The organism is Nonomuraea angiospora (assembly GCF_014873145.1).
Classification (GTDB): Bacteria; Actinomycetota; Actinomycetes; order Streptosporangiales; family Streptosporangiaceae; genus Nonomuraea; species Nonomuraea angiospora.
In genome coordinates this window covers 10,212,133-10,226,560 of sequence record NZ_JADBEK010000001.1, presented here as the reverse complement: position 1 = coordinate 10,226,560, position 14,428 = coordinate 10,212,133, and the positions used below count along the sequence as shown (strand labels likewise).

Here is a 14,428-nt window from a genome sequence, read left to right as displayed (position 1 = left end):
TCCCTACGGCGGCGGGCGCCGCCTGCCCGCCGCCCAGAAGAGCCCGAGGGCGGCCAGCTCCACGACGGCCGCCGCCGGGGGCAGCCAGCCGCTTCCATGGCTCTGCAGGACGAGCCCGCCCACCGCGCCGCCTCCCGAGACCCCGACGTAGACGGCGCTGCTGTTGAGCGCCAGCGCCTGCGGCCCGGCCGGACCGGCCAGCGCGAGCAGCCGGGTCTGCGCGGGCGGCGGGATCCACCACGACACGGCCGCCCACACCAGCAGCAGCGGCAGGAGCGCGGGCAACGGCACCGGCCGCAACGCCCAGCAGGCGGCGAACAGGCCCATCACCGCCGCGAACCCGGCGATGCCCGCGATCAGCGCCCGATCCGCGCCCCACCAGTCGGCGGCCCATCCCCCGAGCTGCCCGCCCGCCAGCCCGGCCAGGCCTGCCAGCGCGAACACCCAACCCAGCTCCGCCGGCCCGGCCCCGGCCAGGTCCCGCAGGTACGGCGCGAGATAGGTCATCAGCATCATGCTGCCCAGCACGATCCCCACGACGCCGAGCAGCCCGAGCAGCACCTGAGGCCGGACCAGCGGCGCCAGCCGCTCCCTGACCGGCATGGCCGCCACCGCAGGCGGCTCCGGCAGCGTCGCCCTGATCGCGACCAGCGCGGCGAGCCCCAGCAGCCCGCCGAGCACGAACGTGGCCTGCCAGCCGAACGCGCCTCCCACCCACGTGCCGATGGGCACGCCGAGCATGAGCGACCCGGTCATCCCGCCCATCACCAGCGCCAGGTAGCGTCCCCGGCACTCGTCGGGGGCGAGGGAGGCGACGAGGGCGTAGGCGGCGGGCACGACGGCCGCCGCGGCCAGCGCCGCCAGCACGCGCAGCCCCATGAGGACGGCGTAGGACGTCGTGAGCGCCGCCGCCCCGTTCGCCACGATGAACAGCGCCAGGGCCCAGGTGAGCAGCCCGCGCCGCGACCACGTGGCGCTCACCACGGAGGCCACGGGCGCCCCCAGCGCGAACGCCAGCGAGAAGGCGGTGACGAGCTGCCCGCCCGCCGCCTCGCTGACCTCGAGATCGGCGGAGAGCGCGGGCAGCACGCCCGCGACGACGTAGTCGTCGGTGGCGAAAGTGAACGTGGTGAAGACCAGGGCGAGCAGCCACGCGGGCAGGCGGGCACGCGCCCGCACGTCGATGGACATGGGTATCCCCTCAATAAGGGTAACAGTCGTTTCCCATATAGGGTAACAGTCGTAACCCCAATGACGTCAGAGGGATTTCGCCGATGGCCAGGACCGCCGACCCGCACCGCCGGGAAGAACTGCTCGACCAGATCGTCGACTACCTGGCCGACCACGGCCTCTCCACGCTGTCGATGCGCCCGCTGGCCGAGCATCTGGGCAAGTCCACCCGTGTGCTGACCCACCACTTCTCCGACAAGGAGGCGCTGCTCTCGGCCACCATGGAGCGCCTGGACGAGCGGCACCGCGCCTGGCTGCGCTCGCTGCCGGGCTGGACAGGCTCCGACAGCGTGGGCACGATCATCCGCCGCACCTGGGACTGGCAGGCGCAGGAGGAGAACCTGCCGGTCGCCCGCCTGATCCGCGAGATCGAGGGGCTGGCGGCCGGCGGCAGGCTCCTGGGGCACGTGCCCCGGCTGCTGGCCGACCGGTCGGAGTTCGTGGCGGGTCTGCTGCGCGATCGCGGCGTCCCGGAGGCCGACGCGTTGCGGATCTCCACCCTGGTCAACTCGGCGTACTCGGGGCTGCAGATCGACTTTCTCACGACCGGCGAGCGCGAGCGCGCTGAGGAGGCGCTCGATCAGCTGTGCGCGCTGGTGGACGGCTGGGTGGCCGCCCACGAGGCGGGCAGGCGTTCCTAGACTGGAGGGATGCCCGAAGGAGACGCCGTCTACCGCACGGCCGCCAAGCTGCGCGGCGCACTCGACGGCCAGGTGCTCACCAGGTCGGACTTCCGCGTTCCCAGGCACGCCACGGCCGACCTGACCGGCCGGGCGGTCATCACCACGGTCTCCAGGGGCAAGCACCTGCTCACCCGCGTCGAAGGCGACCTGACCGTGCACACCCATCTGCGCATGGACGGGAGCTGGCAGGTCATGGCGGCCGGACGCCGGACCGCGCCGGGCGACCAGGTCAGGCTGATCCTGGCCAACGAGCGGTGGCAGGCGGTGGGGGTCAGGCTGGGAATGGTGGATCTCGTCAGGACAGGCGAGGAGGAGCGGCTGGTCGGCCACCTGGGGCCGGATCTGCTCGGCCCGGACTGGGACCCGGATGAGGCCGTGCGAAGACTGCGAGGGGCGCCCGACAGGACCATCGGGGAGGCGCTGCTCGATCAGCGCAACCTGGCGGGGATCGGCACGATCTATCGCGCCGAGACCCTGTTCCTGCGGGGTATCTGGCCGTGGAAGAAGGTCGGGGAGATCGAGGATCTCAACGGGCTCGTGTCACTGGCCCAGCGCTTGCTGGACGCGAACAAGGGACATGCGGGCACGGTGACCACAGGTGATCGCCGCCCGGCGAACCAGACGTGGGTCTACGGCAGGGCGGGGAAGCCCTGTCGCCGATGCGGCACCCGCATCAGCCGTGGGGAGATGGGGGCGCAGCCACAGGAACGGCTGATCCTGTGGTGTGCTGGCTGCCAGCTGGGTTAGGCAGCCACCATGTCCTTGACTTCGGGGAACACGGAGTCGGAAATCGACCCGGGAACCGTCTCCGTAAGGGGCAGCCGTTCGCGATCGGGCACGTCGGCCAGCACAGGGGCAGCCTGGAGCTCCGCCAGCGCGAACTGGTCGGAAACCTCACGCAACACCTGCGAAAGGGGCACTTCGAGTGCGCCGCAAATGGACGCCAGCAGCTCCGACGAGGCTTCCTTCTGGCCGCGCTCCACCTCGGACAAGTAGCCGAGCGAGACACGTGCCTGGGTGGACACCTCGCGTAGCGTGCGTCCCTGCCGCACCCTCAACCGCCTCAGCACGTCGCCGAGCAGCTGACGCAGCAGAATCATCTGTCGCTCCCTCCCCGGCGCGGATGACTTCACCACGCCCCGCGCGATCGAATCGTGCCGCACTGTGGTCTTCTTTGCTTCGTACATACTCCTCGCCGTCATCATGGGGCGTGGCCGCCCCTGGACCGCCGCTCGTGACTCTTCAGGCCCGCCGGCCGGGCGCTCGGTGCTTGCAGTTGGCTCACGGACCTCACTCACAGCTCCACCGTACCCGTATCCACCGACACCGCGTCAGACCGTGGTTCGCATGTTCGCTCGGGACGTAACACGGTAATCACCCGGAATGTTCCCCTATGTTCGCCTTCAGCACACCTGACAGTAGATCGACTGCCTCGTCCACCGTCTCTACCCTGATACGTTCGCGCGACCCGCAAAGTCTCAATTCACGCCCCCAAATCCTGCCCCCCGGCCCGCAGACGGCCGCGTAGACGGTGCCGACAGGCTTGCCGTCCTGCGGCTCCGGCCCGGCCACCCCCGTCACGGCCAGCCCGTACGTGGCCCCGCACAGCCGCGCGACCCCCGCCGCCATGGCCGCGGCCACCTCGGGATGTACGGCCCCCTCACGCCGCAGCAACTCCCCCGGCACCCCTAGCAGCTCCTGCTTGAGGTCGGTGGCGTACGAGATCACCCCGCCCCGGAACGCCTTCGACGACCCCGCGACCGACGTGATGGCGGCCCCGATGAGCCCGCCGGTCAGCGACTCGGCCACCGCCACCGTGGCGGACCGGCCCACCAGCATCCTCAGAACCTCGGCCGTCTCGGCCATCGATCACTCCCCGCGCACCTGCTTCGCGACCTTGCGCAGCCGCACTGCCCTGATGACGTAGTCGACCCCGGTGGCCACCGTGACCACCAGAGCCGCCCCCATGACCACCCAGCGGAGGGGCCCCGGCACCCCCGGCAGGAGATAGAGCACGATCGCGGCGATCTGCAGCACCGTCTTGACCTTGCCGCCGTAGCTGGCCGGGATGACCGCGCGCCGCAGCAGCACGAGCCTGAGGACCGTGACGCCGATCTCCCTTGCGAGGATCGGGATCGTGACCCACCAGGGCAGCTCGTTGAGGATGGACAGGCTCACCAGCGCCGCGCCGGTGAGCGCCTTGTCGGCGATCGGGTCGGCGATCTTGCCGAAGTCGGTGATCAGGCCGTACCGCCTGGCCAGCTCACCGTCCAGGTGGTCGGTGATCGAGGCCACCGCGAAGACCGCCAGCGCGGCCACCCGCCAGCCCGTGCCCGGCAGGAACAGGCAGAAGACGAAGAAGGGGACGAGCGCCAACCGGAGAACCGTGAGGACGTTGGCGATGTTCCACGGGCTTACGACGCGGCGCTCGTCCCTTTTCATGGACTTGCCTTGATACGCGCGATCAGGTCGACCCCCTCGGAGTCGACCACGACCGCGCGCACGATCTGCCCCCTGACGAGGCCGATGCCCTGCACCGTGACGGAGCCGTCGACCTCGGGACCCTGGTGGGCGGCCCGGCCCTCGTAGCCCCCGTCGCCCAGGTCGTCGTCGATCAGCACGTCGACCTCGGTGCCTATGCGCTCCTCAGCGCGCTGGGCGGTCAGCTCCTCGGCCAGCTCGGTGAGCACGCGCACGCGCTCGTCGATGACCTCCTGGTCGAGCTTGTCAGGCAGCCCGGCGGCCTCCGTGCCGTCCTCGTCGGAGTAGCCGAACACGCCGATCACGTCGAGCCTGGCCGCCTCCAGGAAGCCCACCAGCTCGCCGAACTCCTCCTCGGTCTCGCCGGGGAAGCCCACGATGAAGTTGGAGCGCACGCCCGCCTCGGGGGCGCGCTCGCGGATGGCCTCGAGCAGCCCCAGGAAGCGCTCCGGGTCGCCGAAGCGGCGCATCCTGCGCAGCACGGAGCCGCTGGCGTGCTGGAAGGACAGGTCGAAGTAGGGGGCGACGCCCTCGGTGCCCGTGAGCACGTCGATGAGCCCAGGACGCAGCTCGGCGGGCTGCAGGTAGCTGACCCGCACCCGGGAGACGCCCTCGACCGCCGCCAGCTCGGGCAGCAGCTTCTCCAGCGCCCGCAGGTCGCCGAGGTCCTTGCCGTAGGAGGTGGAGTTCTCGCTGACCAGGACGAGCTCGCGCACGCCGCGGTGGGCCAGCCAGTCGGCCTCGGCCAGCAGCTCGTCGGGCCGGCGCGAGACATAGGAGCCACGGAAGGCCGGGATGGCGCAGAAGGTGCAGCGCCGGTCGCAGCCGGAGGCCAGCTTGAGCGAGGCCACCGGACTCTCGTCGAGGCGCTTGCGCAGCACGCGCGGGCCGCTCGCGGGCGCCAGGCCCTCGGGCAGATCGCCGTGACCGGGGATGTTGGCCTTGGGGGCGCTGGCACGGTCCACCGGCGAGATGGGTAGCAGGGTGCGGCGGTCACGTGGCGTGTGGGGCTTCAGCGGCCGCCCGGCGAGCACGTCGTCGAGGCGGCCACCGATCTCCGTGTAGTCGTCGAAGGAGATCACCGCGCTGGCTTCGGGCAGCGCCTCGGCCAGCTCGTTGCCGTAGCGCTCGGCCATGCAGCCCGCTGCGACCACCTTAGCGCCGGTGTCGGCGGCGGCCAGCAGCGTGTCGATGGAGTCCTTCTTGGCCGAGTCGATGAAGCCACACGTGTTGACGACGACGACATCGGGGTCGTCGTCGCCCAGCTGCCAACCGGCAGCCTCAAGTCGCGCGGCCAGCTCCTCGGAGTCGACCTCGTTGCGCGCGCAGCCCAGAGTGATCAGCGATGCGGTTCGGCGGGATGACATGGTGAACACTACGGTATCGGGAGTTGGCCACCACCCGATGCACGGGCTCCCGCCAGACGGCTATCGCGAGGTCGTTTTGGGCGGCCCGAACGAGCGCCGCAGCATCTCCCCCCTGCCCGCGTCCAGCTGCACCTTCTTGCCGTTCACCTGCAGCGTAACGGCCGACGCGTCCGCCAGCAGCACGCTGACCTTGTCTTCCGCACTCCACGTGTCGGACTTTCCGGCCTTCAGCGTGCCCGAGAACAGCTTGCGCCCCATCGCGTCGTGAGCCTGGACGTACGACGACCGCTTCGCCTTGATCTCGACGGTCACCGTGCGTTTGGCCGCCTTGCCCGCTGCCGGCTTCGGCTGCTCGACGGGCATGTTCGGCGGGACCTTGGGCCGGGCCGAGGCCACCTGCACGTCGGCCGTCCGCACCTGGTCGCTCGCGCCGCCCAGCACCCGCATCATGCCGAAGACGACCACGATGGCCAGCGCCACCCCGAGCGCCATCGTCCAGTTGGGCCCGCGCCGCTCCGGCACGTTGATCTTCCTGTCGGCCTGGAACACGGCCGAGGCCGCGACCGGCCTGGGCGCCCCGCCGTGCTGCTGGTCGTAGAGATGGACGGTGGCCTCCGGATCGAGCCCCACCGCCTTGGCCACGGCCTTGACGTGCCCCCTGGTGTAGAAGTCGCCACCGCACTGGCTGCCGTCATCCTGCTCCAGGCCATGGATGATCGCCTCGCGGATCCTGGTGGCCGCGCTGACCTGCTCGACGGTCAGCCCGGCCGCTTGCCTGGCTGCCGCCAGCATGGCCCCGATGCTCTGCTCCTGCACAACGAACGCCTCCCCCACGGCACCTGCACCTGCTACCACAATGGGTAGTGATTTATATTCAACCAGTTACTACCCGGCAGGCACGCATTGGGGTCATTCGCCACGCAGGTCAGCCAGCAAACCCGGCAGATCGTCCGGTTTGACCATCACCTCGCGGGCCTTGGAGCCCTCGCTCGGGCCGACCACGTTCCGGCTCTCCAGGAGGTCCATCAGCCGTCCCGCCTTGGCGAACCCGACCCGCAGCTTGCGCTGCAGCATCGAGGTCGACCCGAACTGGGTGGTCACGATCAGCTCAGCGGCCTGGATCAGCAGGTCGAGGTCGTCGCCGATGTCCTCGTCGATCTCCCGCTTGACCGGCGCCGCGGCGACGTCGTCGCGGTACTCGACCTGCATCTGCGTCTTGCAGTGCGAGACGATCTCGGCGATCTCCTTCTCGGAGACGAACGCGTTCTGGATGCGGATGGGCTTGCTCGCGCCCATCGGCAGGAACAGCGCGTCACCCTGGCCGACCAGCTTGTCGGCGCCCGGCTGGTCGAGGATGACCCGCGAGTCGGTGAGGCTCGACACGGCGAACGCCAGCCTGGACGGCACGTTCGCCTTGATCAGGCCGGTGACGACGTCGACGGAGGGCCGCTGGGTGGCGATCACCAGGTGGATGCCGGCCGCGCGGGCGAGCTGCGTGATGCGCACGATCGAGTCCTCGACGTCGCGCGGGGCCACCATCATGAGGTCGGCCAGCTCGTCCACGATCACCAGCAGGTACGGGTACGGCTGGTAGACCCGCTCGCTCCCGGGCGGCGGCTGCAGCTTGCCGGCCCGCACGGCCTTGTTGAACTCGTCGACGTGCCGGAACCCCGACGCCGCCAGGTCGTCGTAGCGCCGGTCCATCTCGCCCACGACCCATTCGAGGGCTTCGGCGGCCTTCTTCGGGTTGGTGATGATCGGCGTGATCAGGTGGGGGATGCCCTCGTACACGCTGAGCTCGACCCGCTTCGGGTCCACCAGCACCATCCGCACCTCGTCGGGCGTGGCCCGCATCAGGATGCTGGTGATCAGCCCGTTGACGCAGACCGACTTACCGGCGCCGGTGGCGCCCGCGATGAGCAGGTGGGGCATCTTGGCGAGGTTCGCGACGATGGTGCGGCCCTCGACGTCCTTGCCCAGGCCGACGATCATCGGGTGGTGGTCGGCCTGCGCCACCTGCGCGCGCAGCACGTCGCCCAGGGCCACCAGGTCCTTGTCGGCGTTGGGGATCTCGACGCCGATCGCCGACTTGCCCGGGATGGGCGACAGGATCCGGACGTCGGCGGACTTGACGGCGTACGCGATGTTCTTGGTGAGCGCCGTGACCTTCTCCACCTTGACCGCGGGCCCCAGCTCGATCTCGTAGCGGGTCACCGTCGGCCCCCGGGTGAACCCGATCACCTGCGCGTCGATGGCGAACTGCTCCAGCACGCTGGTCAGCGCGTTGACCACGGTGGTGTTGGCCTTGGTCTGCGGCTTGGGCGCCGTGCCCTGCTTGAGGAACTGCAGGTCGGGCAGGCTGTACGGGCCCGCCTGCGGCGACAGCACGAGCTGCTCCACCTTGCGGGGCGCGGGCGTCGGCTGGGGCGGCTCCGGCCGCTTCTCGGCCTCGGCGGCGGGCGCCTCCTCCTCGTCCGTCAGACCGGGCACGATCTCGGGCGAGTGCTCGGGCCGCTTGTCGGTCTTGTCCGACAGGACCGGGGTGTCGTACGGCTTGACCGAGTCGGCCCCCTCCTCGGCGGGCTTCTTGGAGGTCCTGACCCGCTTCTTGCCCGGCTGCCGCGGCTCGGGCTCGGCATGCCGCTCGAAGAGCATGTGCCTGAGCTCGGCCAGCCGCTCCGGGATCCGGTGCACGGGGGTGGCGGTGATCACCAGCACGCCGAACCCGGACAGGAGCAGCAGCAGCGGGATCGTGATCCACGGCGGCAGGATGCTCATCGGCGGCGCCGACACGATGAACCCGACCATGCCCCCGGCCTGCGACACCTTGTCCATGCCCTGGCCCTCGCCGGCCGGGTAGGGGGTGCCGTTGGCCACGTGGATGACGCCCAGCACGCCGACCATCAGCGCGGCCCACCCGATCACCATGCGCCCGGTGTCGGCGTTCTGGTCGGGATGGCGCAGGTAGCGCCAGGCCAGCAGCCCGAACAGCAGCGGCAGCGCCCACGCCAGCGAGCCGAACACGGCGTGCACGGTCGTGTTCACCACGCCGGAGACGGCCCCGTCGGCGTTGCGCCACGTCATGGCCGCCAGCACGATCGCTCCCGCGAGCACCGTCAGGCCCACCCCGTCGCGCCGGTGCGCGGGATCGAGCTCGCGGGCGTTCTTGCCCAGCGCGCGAGCCGTGCTGCCGATGCCGTTGGCGAGCAGCATCCACAGCCCGACGATCAGCTTGCCGATCATCGTGAAGACCCAGCTGATCGGGTCCTGGTGGGTCATCGAAGGCTTGCGACCGGAGGCCGCCCGGGGACGCCCCGTCGAGGAGGCCCCGCGCTTGGCGGGGGTCGAGCGAGACGAGGTCGACCGCTTCGCCGGCCCCTTCGATGCGCTTTTCGGCGTACGGGTGGCCATGATGCCAAAGGTACGTCGGAGACACCGTGGATCGCGCGGAGGCTCGCCGACGAACCCGCCGAACGGGCACGAAGATCCCGGGAAGGTTCACCCGATGGCCACGTGTAAGCCGCGTGGCCGCAGACAGCTCCTTCCTGAATGGTCCTATGCCTCTCCTCAACCTCCGGGACGTCGCGACGGAGACCGCGCTGCGCCCCGGTGTGCTCTACCGCTCCGCGCAGCCGCACACCCTCACGGCCGAGGACGCGAAGCTGGTGGCCGGGCTGCGGCTCATCGCCGACCTGCGCGGCGACCTGTACGTCGGCCTCCTGCGGCACAGGACGACCTGGTTCGCCGGCGTCGTCGCCGAGATCGCCGACGGCCTGCCCGCCCTCGTCCACTGCGCCGCCGGCAAGGACCGCACCGGCATCGTCGTCGCGCTGATCCTCGACCTGCTCGGCGTGGAGCACGAGGCCATCGTCCGCGCCTACGCGCTCACCGCGAAGGCGCTGCCCGACGTCATGCTCATGCTGGAGATGACGCCGTCGTGGGACGCGCCCGCCGCCCTGCCGGAGGCGCCGGAGAGCGCGATGCGGACGTTCCTGGCCGCGCTGGGCGAGCTGGGCGGCGCGGAGCGACTCCTGCTGGCCAACGGCCTCACCAAGGCGCACGCGGACCGCCTCAGGGCCGCCCTCGTCCCCTGATCGACGTCTGTCCGGAAACCTTCTTCACAACAGGAGGTATCAACGGCACCACTCTGCCACTCTGAGAGTGACCGTACTGCCACATCGAGTGATGCTCTAGGACGCAGAGTGGACACGACCAGGGTGTCGAGCACGGCCTTCGACGGGACGCCCCATGCCCCGGCTCAGGCGCGCAAGTTCGTCCGCCAGGTGCTCGGCGAATGGCGCCTGAGCCATCTGGCGGAGGACGCCGTGCTGCTGACCAGCGAACTCGTCACGAACGCCGTCGTGCACGCGGGCACCGGCGTCGAGCTCACCTGCCGCCTGGACGTGACGGCCAGCCCCCCGAAGCTGGAGATCGAGGTCGACGACCGCCACCCCGCGCGGACGGTCCTGGCGGCCGGGCCCCCGCCCGAGCCGACGCGCACGTCGGGGCGCGGCCTCGCGCTCGCGGGCATGCTGGCCGACGCCTGGGGCGTCACGTACACGAGGACCGCCAAGCGCGTCTGGGTGCGCATGGAGATCTCGGACGGCTGCGACGTCCAGGAGGCCGCGCCGGCGCCGCCCAGCGCGGCGCCCATCGAGACCCTGCACGTCGGCGTGATCGTCGCCGACCGCGACGGGGTCGTGCGGTCGTGGAACCCGGAGGCCGAGAAGCTGCTCGGCTGGCGGGCCGACCAGGCGGTGGGCCGGCCCCTCGAGCGGTTAGTGGCCTGGCGCGGCCACGGGCCGTACGCGCTGTCCCTGGCCGACACCCTCGGCCTGGGCCGCTGGCGGGGCGAGGCGCGCATGCGGCACCAGGACGGCCGGCTCGTCCCCGTCTACGTCTCCCACCAGCGCTCCACGCGGCAGCGCTGCTCGATCTGGATGGTGGTGGCCGCCGACCACGGCTACGTGCTGACGCCGCCGCCGGCGCCGCAGCCGGGCGGGGCGGGCCGGCGCATCAAGGACCTGCTCGACCAGGACATGCCCTTCGCCGAGCTGCTCGACACGATCGCCCGGATCGTGCAGATCTCCAGCGGGGGCGACGCCGCTTACGTGCTGCTCGCCGCGGAGGGCGGCAACAGGTTCGGCGTGGCGGCGGGCGCGGGCGCGACGGCGGGGCTGGTGGGGGTGCTGGCCACCGGAGTGTTCGGGGCGGAGCGCACGACCCCCACGATGATCGAGGACCTGCTCGCCGTGGACGTCGAGCTGGCCCAGCAGCTGCGGGCCAGGTCGCTGGCGTGCGCGCCGCTGCTGGTGGGCGGCGAGCTGGCCGGCTACATCGTGGTGACGGCCGCCCAGCCGGACCGCTTCGACCAGGAGCTCACGGTCAGCCTCCAGCACATCGCCGGCCAGGTGGCCGTGCCCGTGCAGCGCGAGCGGCTGGCCGAGCAGGACCGCGCGCACCGGGGGCGGCTGTCGTTCCTGGCCGAGGCGGGCGAGCTGCTCGCGGGCGTGCACGACGAGGAGCTGATCGCGGCGCTGGCCGCGCAGCTCGTCGTGCCCAAGATCGCCACCTGGGCGGCCGTCTACCTGACCGACCTCGCGGGCATGACCAGGCTCGCCCACGTCTGGCACAGCGAGGAGCGCCACAACGCCGACCTGCGCAAGTCGCTGCCCGCCATCCCGCGCACCGCCCTCCACGAGGTGAGCTGGCCGGTCGGTCCCGAGACCGTGCTGTCGTTCCCGCTGCTCACGCAGGGCAGGTCGCATGGCGCGCTGGTGATCGGGCGCACCGAGCCGACCCTGCCGCTGGAGCTGGCCGACCTGCTGTCGGACCTGTGCCGCCTGGTGGCGCTCAACCTGCACACCGCCATGCTGTACGCCAGGCAGGCGACCACCTCACGGGTGCTGCAGCGCAGCCTGCTGCCCATGCGCGTGGCGCCCATGCCCGGCCTGGAGTCCGCGGTCGTCTACGAGCCGGCCGAGGAGGGCGCGCACGTCGGGGGCGACTTCTACGACCTGTTCACGGTGGCCGACCACTGGTGCTTCGCGCTGGGCGACGTCTGCGGCAGCGGGCCCGAGGCGGCCGCCGTCACCGGGCTCGCCCGCCACGCCGTACGCCTGCTGGCCAAGGAGCACTACACGGTGGCCGACATCTTCGACCGGCTCAACCACGCGCTGCTGGAGGAGGGCGAGGAGGGCAGGTTCCTCAGCCTGCTGTGCGGCGAGCTGACCCCGCTGCCGCAGGGCGGCGCGCTCTGCACGATCGCCTCCGCGGGCCACCCGCCCCCGCTCCTGCTGCGGCCTGACGGCAAGGTCGAGCCCATGGCGAGCCCGCAGCTGCTGCTGGGCATCGAGTCCGGCGCCAGGTTCTACGTCGAGACGTTCGAGCTGGCGCCGGAGGAGCTGCTGCTGTGCGTCACCGACGGGGTGACCGAGCGGCGCAACGGCGACCGGCTGCTCGACGACGGCGACGGGCTGGCCGAGCTGCTGTCCGGCTGCACGGGGCTGAGCGCCCACGCGGTGGCCGAACGCGTGCGGCACGCGGTCGAGACGTTCGCCGAGGAGCCGTCGCAGGACGACGTGGCCCTGTTGGTGATCAAGGCCTCCGCCGCCCCGCACCCCGTCAGGAGATGAATTTGTACGTGGTCGTCGAGGTGCGCCGGCGGCCCGGCCGGAGCACGGTGGAGGGGAACTGGGGCTTGTTGGGCGAGTCGGGGAAGTGCTGCGTCTCCAGGCACAGCCCGCCGAAGGGCCCGTACGGCGTCGCGTCCCCGTCCAGCATGTGGCCGGTGTAGAACTGCACGCCCGGCTCGGTCGTCGTGACCTCCATGGTCAGCCCGCCGGCCGTCACCGTGGCGCCGCCACCGCCGAGCACGTAGCAGTGGTCGTAGGCGCCGTCGTTGCGCTCCCCCACCGCGTGCGGCTCGGTGAAGTCGAACGCCGTGCCCTTGACCGGCGCGAGCTCCCCCGTGGGGATCTTGGCCTCGTCCACCGGCAGGTAGTGCTCGGCGTCGATCCGCACGACGTGGTCGCGCACGTCGCCCTCGCCCGAGAGGTCGAAGTAGGAGTGGTTGGTCAGGTTGACCACGGTCGGGGCCTCGGCCTCCATCTCGTAGTCGATGCGGAGCGCGTCGTCCTCGAGCGTGTACGTCACCCGGGCGGTCAGCGTGCCGGGGTAGCCCTCGTCGCCGTCGGGGCTGATCAGCCTGAGCGTCACCGACTTGTCGTCGTTGGACTCGATGGACCACACCTTCTTGTCGAAGCCCACGATGCCGCCGTGCAGGTGGGCGGTGCCGTTGTTGACGGCCAGCTCGTACTCGACGCCGTCCAGGGTGAAGCGGCCGTTCGCGATGCGGTTGCCGTACCTGCCGACGACCGCGCCGAAGTAGCGGCTGCGGGTCAGGTAGTCCTCCAGCGTGTCCAGGCCGAGCACCACGTTGCGGCCGGACACCTCCAGCGAGCGCACGATGGCGCCGTACGTGAGCACCTCGGCGCGCAGCCGTCCCGACGACAGCTCCACCAGCTCGACGCTCTCCCCTGACGGCAGCGTTCCGAAGTTCATGATTGGGCCCTTCCCGTGGACTCTCTGACAATGAGGGCGGTGTCGAGGGTCACTGTCGCGCCCTCGCCCCCCGACTGGAGCAGCAGGTCGACGGCCATCCTCCCGGCCGCCACGGCCGGCATGGCCACCGTGGTGAGCTTGGGCCGGTTGAGCCGGCCCGGCAGGATGTCGTCGAACCCGATCACACTTATCTGGTCTGGTACCCCTATCCCCATCTCCGACAGCCCCTCAATGAGGCCAAGCGCGACGAGATCGTTGTACGCCAGCACCGCCGTGGCCCCGCAGGCCGCCACGTCGGCGGCCACCGCCAGGCCGCCGGACTCCGTGGGCTGGTTGGGGCCGAAGAAGACGAGGTCGAGCCCCGGCGCCTCGGCCGCCGCGCCCTGCATCTCGTTGCTGGTCCACGAGCCGATCGGGCCCGAGACGAGCGCGATCCTGCGATGCCCCAGCCCGACCAGGTGCTCCAGCGCCAGCTTGGCGCCCTGGGCGACGTTCATCAGCACGGCGGGCAGGCCCCTGATGCGCCGGTTGATCACCACGAACGGCACGTCCTCGGCCAGCCGTTCGATCATCTTGTTCGACAGGCGAGGGCTGCACAGCAGGACGCCGTCCACCTGCTTGGTGAACGTCCTGATCAGCTCCTCCTCGACGCGCGGATCCTCGTCGGTGTCGGCCACGAACACGTGGTAGTCACGGCCTCTGGCCTGCGCCTGGGCGGCTTTGATGAGCGGCGGGAAGAACGGGTTGGAGATGTCTGCCACGATCAGGCCCATGTTGAACGTGCGGCCGGTCGTGAGCGCCCTGGCGGCGCGGTTGGGCCGGTAACCGAGGTCGTCGGCGGCGGCCAGCACGCGGCTCCTGGTGGCAGGATTGACCAGGTGGGGGGCGGAGAAGGTGCGGGACACGGTGGAGACGTGCACGCCGCAGGCGCGGGCCACGTCCTTGATCGTCGCCGCCATCGTCGTTCTCCCTTGCAAACGGTTGCCAGACTAAACCTTGACCTTCGCGCCTCCCGTCGTCAAGGTTCTTGCAACCGGTTGCCATATACCCCCACGACAACCACGCGCGCATCCAGCGGCCCGCTGCCACGCGCCCACCCGCACC

13 protein-coding genes are annotated in these 14,428 nt (G+C 71.0%); 4 read left to right on the top strand and 9 right to left on the bottom strand.

Going from position 1 to position 14,428, the window contains the following annotated elements; all coding sequences use genetic code 11:
* Positions 1–3: 3 nt before the first annotated feature.
* Positions 4–1,191, bottom strand: a complete 1,188-nt coding sequence (locus H4W80_RS47220) for an MFS transporter (RefSeq protein WP_192791023.1) — start codon at positions 1,189–1,191, stop codon at positions 4–6.
* 83 nt (positions 1,192–1,274) lie between these two features.
* On the opposite strand from H4W80_RS47220, the gene H4W80_RS47215 reads away from it, so the two are divergent.
* Positions 1,275–1,871, top strand: a complete 597-nt coding sequence (locus H4W80_RS47215; protein ID WP_192791022.1) for a TetR/AcrR family transcriptional regulator — start codon at positions 1,275–1,277, stop codon at positions 1,869–1,871.
* 9 nt (positions 1,872–1,880) lie between these two features.
* Positions 1,881–2,660 (top strand): DNA-formamidopyrimidine glycosylase family protein, encoded by a 780-nt coding sequence (locus H4W80_RS47210; protein ID WP_192791021.1) that lies wholly within the window; start codon positions 1,881–1,883, stop codon positions 2,658–2,660.
* Here the strand turns inward: H4W80_RS47210 and H4W80_RS47205 are convergent.
* The 6 genes from H4W80_RS47205 to H4W80_RS47180 form a co-directional block, all read right to left on the bottom strand.
* Positions 2,657–3,013: a helix-turn-helix domain-containing protein gene (locus tag H4W80_RS47205; protein ID WP_185071833.1), complete on the bottom strand. Its 357-nt coding sequence runs from the start codon at positions 3,011–3,013 to the stop codon at positions 2,657–2,659. The two genes, H4W80_RS47210 and H4W80_RS47205, sit on opposite strands and share 4 nt — an antisense overlap.
* A 274-nt stretch (positions 3,014–3,287) precedes the next feature.
* Entirely contained in the window at positions 3,288–3,779 is a 492-nt protein-coding gene (locus H4W80_RS47200) for a CinA family protein (RefSeq protein ID WP_192791020.1), read from the bottom strand.
* A gap of 3 nt (positions 3,780–3,782) precedes the next feature.
* The gene (pgsA, locus tag H4W80_RS47195) at positions 3,783–4,355 is read right to left on the bottom strand and encodes a CDP-diacylglycerol--glycerol-3-phosphate 3-phosphatidyltransferase (protein WP_192791019.1); all 573 of its coding nucleotides are present in this window, start codon (positions 4,353–4,355) and stop codon (positions 3,783–3,785) included.
* Entirely contained in the window at positions 4,352–5,761 is a 1,410-nt protein-coding gene (gene rimO, locus H4W80_RS47190; RefSeq protein ID WP_192791018.1) for a 30S ribosomal protein S12 methylthiotransferase RimO, read from the bottom strand. The genes pgsA and rimO overlap by 4 nt, the downstream gene beginning before the upstream one ends.
* Before the next feature lie 60 nt (positions 5,762–5,821).
* Entirely contained in the window at positions 5,822–6,595 is a 774-nt protein-coding gene (locus H4W80_RS47185; RefSeq protein ID WP_192791017.1) for a helix-turn-helix domain-containing protein, read from the bottom strand.
* 75 nt (positions 6,596–6,670) lie between these two features.
* Positions 6,671–9,172, bottom strand: a complete 2,502-nt coding sequence (locus H4W80_RS47180; RefSeq protein ID WP_192791016.1) for an FtsK/SpoIIIE family DNA translocase — start codon at positions 9,170–9,172, stop codon at positions 6,671–6,673.
* Between the two features lie 146 nt (positions 9,173–9,318).
* Here H4W80_RS47180 and H4W80_RS47175 point away from each other — a divergent pair, with 146 nt between their 5' ends.
* Together H4W80_RS47175 and H4W80_RS47170 are read left to right on the top strand one after the other, a co-directional pair.
* Complete coding sequence (locus tag H4W80_RS47175) at positions 9,319–9,855, top strand: tyrosine-protein phosphatase (RefSeq protein ID WP_192791015.1); 537 nt, start codon at positions 9,319–9,321, stop codon at positions 9,853–9,855.
* A 108-nt stretch (positions 9,856–9,963) separates the two neighbouring features.
* The gene (locus H4W80_RS47170) at positions 9,964–12,396 is read left to right on the top strand and encodes a SpoIIE family protein phosphatase (RefSeq protein ID WP_192791014.1); all 2,433 of its coding nucleotides are present in this window, start codon (positions 9,964–9,966) and stop codon (positions 12,394–12,396) included.
* On the opposite strand, the gene H4W80_RS47165 is transcribed toward H4W80_RS47170, so the two are convergent.
* Both H4W80_RS47165 and H4W80_RS47160 read right to left on the bottom strand, forming a co-directional pair.
* Positions 12,386–13,324: an aldose epimerase family protein gene (locus H4W80_RS47165; protein WP_192791013.1), complete on the bottom strand. Its 939-nt coding sequence runs from the start codon at positions 13,322–13,324 to the stop codon at positions 12,386–12,388. The two genes, H4W80_RS47170 and H4W80_RS47165, sit on opposite strands and share 11 nt — an antisense overlap.
* A complete protein-coding gene (locus tag H4W80_RS47160) occupies positions 13,321–14,283 on the bottom strand; it encodes a LacI family DNA-binding transcriptional regulator (RefSeq protein ID WP_192791012.1) in 963 nt (320 codons plus the stop codon). Before H4W80_RS47160 ends, H4W80_RS47165 begins: the two co-directional genes overlap by 4 nt.
* Between the last annotated feature and the right edge of the window lie 145 nt (positions 14,284–14,428).